The 3,402-nt window shown below is 38.7% G+C and carries 5 protein-coding genes; all 5 read right to left on the minus strand.

The features are described 5' to 3' along the window. Positions 1-807: 807 nt before the first annotated feature. The gene (locus C1E24_RS20500) at positions 808-1,203 is read right to left on the minus strand and encodes a DUF2750 domain-containing protein (RefSeq protein WP_138484746.1); all 396 of its coding nucleotides are present in this window, start codon (positions 1,201-1,203) and stop codon (positions 808-810) included. Between the two features lie 120 nt (positions 1,204-1,323). After that, positions 1,324-1,773 carry a hypothetical protein gene (locus C1E24_RS20505; RefSeq protein ID WP_138484748.1) on the minus strand — a complete coding sequence of 150 codons (450 nt, stop codon included), beginning with the start codon at positions 1,771-1,773 and terminating at the stop codon, positions 1,324-1,326. A 120-nt stretch (positions 1,774-1,893) separates the two neighbouring features. After that, positions 1,894-2,340: a hypothetical protein gene (locus C1E24_RS20510; RefSeq protein ID WP_138484750.1), complete on the minus strand. Its 447-nt coding sequence runs from the start codon at positions 2,338-2,340 to the stop codon at positions 1,894-1,896. A gap of 158 nt (positions 2,341-2,498) precedes the next feature. After that, positions 2,499-2,939: a hypothetical protein gene (locus tag C1E24_RS20515; RefSeq protein WP_138484751.1), complete on the minus strand. Its 441-nt coding sequence runs from the start codon at positions 2,937-2,939 to the stop codon at positions 2,499-2,501. 107 nt (positions 2,940-3,046) lie between these two features. Next, entirely contained in the window at positions 3,047-3,346 is a 300-nt protein-coding gene (locus C1E24_RS20520; protein WP_138484753.1) for a hypothetical protein, read from the minus strand. Positions 3,347-3,402: the final 56 nt, after the last annotated feature.

Below are 3,402 nucleotides of genomic sequence, written 5' to 3' on the forward strand. Positions count from 1 at the left end.
GTGGGAGTCATACCAACGCCCGATTAACGGGTAAAAAATTGTGGGCTAAAATTGAGCGAAGCGAATAGCCCGCAAGTTTTTTATCCCTGTTTAATTGCTTGTTATGCGTTGACGCACCGCTTTTGAAGCGCTTGCGCCTGCACCAATAATCCAAGCTAAAAATTAAAAACACCCACCAAACCCGAAATTGCAAAGAAGCGTTCGACTGGTGAATGACCTTTCTGGTCACAGCTTAAATTGAAAAACGAAAAGCCAAGACCAACTCAAAACTTAATTACGCCAATGTACCTAAATGCTGATTTGAAGAAAAAACTTGAAGCAAAAAACCCTATTAAAGACAGCGATTTAAAGTGACGCATAAACGCCGTTGTAACCGGCAAAAAATTGTTGGCTAAAATGTGAAGCGAAGCGTAACAGCCAACAGTTTTTTGTCCGCGTTGACGACTTTGTTATGCGTTGACACTCAAATTTCAAAGCGCTTGCGCCTGCACCAATAAGCCAAAATAAAAAATTAAAAAAACACACACCAAACTCAAAATTGCAAAGAAGCGTTCGACTGGTGAATGACCTTTCTGGTCACAGCTTAAATTGAAAAACGAAGAGCCAAGACCAACTTAAAACTTGATTACGCCACTGTACCTAAAAGCTAATTTGAAGAAAAGACTTGAAGCAAAAACCGTTTTAAAGACAGCAATTTAAAGTGACGCATAACGCCGTTGTAACCGGCTAAAAATAGTTGGCTAAAATTTTGTGAGGCACGAACAAAGCCAACTGTTTTTGTCCGCGTTTACAACTTTGTTATGTTGCTCACTCATACTGCTCAAGCTCGTCTGAAATATCTTTCTGGAGGTCTTCGGGAGTCATTAGCCAAACCGTAGTTTCAAGATTAGGAAGTACGCCAATTTTTATATTTAGCCCAACAAACTCTTTCAGAAAACTATCAACAAAACTATAGATATCAAGTTGAGCTGGCCCATATTCTGAATATGAGTCTTTAGCAAATGCTACAGCATACTCAGGGTGAGGCCACACAGGGATATACTCAACATCTTCAACGACTACTTTCAATACACATTGTTTTGAATCGGAAAGTAACCAAACCTCCTCCCAATCGCAGGTCTTACCTATGAAATGTTCGTATCGCTCTTTAGCATTGAGGTTAAAGACATTTTGTAATTCTTTTTCGTGGATTTGGTACGTCATCAATTAGCCTCAAGAGCAACATAACGCCCCAAGCAGGGGCAACTTTTAAGCTGGCTAAAATTAGGAGCGAAGCGACGGGAGCCAGCTTAAAATTGTCCCGTTGACTTGGCTTGTTAGGCGCTACTTTAAAATAGTGGTGACACTACTTAATTGTTTTTCTTTTACTTTTGGCTGCATAGATGGATTTAAAGGATATGATTTACCATCAAATGTTAAAACAACTTGCCCAATACCACCTGTATTTACAACTAAATTATACCAACCGTTAGTTTTAGTCGATGTTACCAAGATAGGCTTGTTAGTTATCATTGATTTTGACTGAAATTTAAAACCATTTGTAGTACCTGAAAAAACAAAAGACGTACAGCCACCAGAACCACACCAATTACTACCATTGATATAAATAAAAGCGTCTTTTACACCGTCACTATTAAAGTCGAAATACGCAACTTCATAATTAGGTAATTGTTCATTAAGGTGCTCTGCTAAAGCTTTTTTTATATTTATGTTCTCTTCAGCGTGAAGTTGATACGCAAATAAAACACTAAAAATGACTAGAAAATTTCTCATGACTTCCTGTACGCCTAACGCTTGCCTAACCGGCGCGAAAAGCAGGCTAAAATTAGCGACGGAGGAGCACAAGCCTGCTGTTTTGCGTCCTTTGGTTTAGGCACTTGTTAGGGCCAATAACTATGATTTAATAAACTGCCCATAAAAAACCGCTACGACCATAGCTAGCATAAACAGAGTCAATAGCGTGATAAAGCTAGAATTTGAAATACGTTTGAGAATAATTACAAGCTTGTTTAATGATTTTCCTGCATCAGTTGTTACCCATGCATCACTTACATTTGATGTATAGTCATGTAACTCACGACAACTATATGGGTGCTTAAAATAAAGTGTCTCAATATCAATGCCTTTAGATTTGCAGTAGTAAAGCAAATGCCTTTCCAGATATATACAGATAAAAAAGGGGGCACCAACACCTAGCAAGGATACACCTGTAATTAATAATGAAATTGAAACTACTGCAACCTCATATATTGATAACTCACCGAAATCTGGCTTGTATCCCGATAACATCCCAACGGATATAAGAGCAAAGCCAATTATAATAGCAAGACCACTTAACATAAATATAGCTGCGAAAAGCCCAGAAAAAATATATGTTGCTATCCTCGGTATCATCCTGAATGGGCCCTAACGCCTTACTAATGGGCGCATAAATGCTTGGCTAAAATTAGCGACGAAGGAGCGCAAGCCAAGCGTTTTGCGTCCTTTTGAGTAACTTGTTATACACCGCTTACGGCTTTCAAGTATGCCTTTGAACCTAAGCCAATTTGCCCCCAAACAGGTCTTTGGTGATTGCCTAAGTAATCGTACTGCTCGTCAGCATCGTACAGTGTTATTATTTGTTCTGGAAAAAGATACTCACCTTGTTCGAATGAATGTTTCTGTGGCTCTTTAGCAGATATTAAGGCGAATAATTCAGAAGCCTCTACATCAAATACGTTAACACCGAAATACGTTACAACATAAGACTCATCTAGAGCTAAACCGATAAAGATTACTAAATCGTTTTCAAACTCAACCTGAAGACTGCCATTAAAATAGTAGTCGAGAGAACCTCTAGATGAATCAAATGAGGCACCAAGTATTTCACGAACTTCCGCTCTAGGCATACCTAATTTGATAGAGCCAATTCCATTGTGCGGGTTTAACGAAAACTCCATAACTTCCCTAGGTGTATAACGCCCGCATAATGGGCGGATTAGCTTGGCTAAAATTAGCGAAGAATGAGCGCCAGCCAAGCGTAAAACGTCCATTATTAATGCGCTTGTTAGGTGTTTTTACCACTAAGTATTTCTTTCTTAACATCATCTGAAATATTAACCCAACTTGTTTGATTATTTATTGTGAGATTAATATTACAGTTTTTGGCAATCTTAACTATGTGATGGAACCAACCTGAATGACTCCACTCTCGTGGTACTGGAGAAGTAAATGCTTTTAGATTGTTATTCCATTGTACTTCTGCGGCTTCGCGATAAATATGTTGATAGCTAGGACTTCCGCCACTAGCTAAAACTAATATCAACTGACCATTTTCAAGTATTTCTACACGCTCAATTAGTTCCATACTCGATAGACACCTAACGCTTGCCTAACCGGCGTAAAATAGCAGGCTAAAATTAG

Source organism: Pseudoalteromonas phenolica (genome assembly GCF_005876835.1).
GTDB lineage: Bacteria > Pseudomonadota > Gammaproteobacteria > Enterobacterales > Alteromonadaceae > Pseudoalteromonas > Pseudoalteromonas phenolica_B.

Bases quoted from the DNA above. Each gene is read 5' to 3' on its own strand.
- C1E24_RS20500 (WP_138484746.1), bottom strand. From the start codon at position 1,203: ATGACGTACCAAATCCACGAAAAAGAATTACAAAATGTCTTTAACCTC.
- C1E24_RS20505 (WP_138484748.1), bottom strand. From the start codon at position 1,773: ATGAGAAATTTTCTAGTCATTTTTAGTGTTTTATTTGCGTATCAACTT.
- C1E24_RS20510 (WP_138484750.1), bottom strand. From the start codon at position 2,340: ATGTTAAGTGGTCTTGCTATTATAATTGGCTTTGCTCTTATATCCGTT.
- C1E24_RS20515 (WP_138484751.1), bottom strand. From the start codon at position 2,939: ATGGAGTTTTCGTTAAACCCGCACAATGGAATTGGCTCTATCAAATTA.
- C1E24_RS20520 (WP_138484753.1), bottom strand. From the start codon at position 3,346: ATGGAACTAATTGAGCGTGTAGAAATACTTGAAAATGGTCAGTTGATA.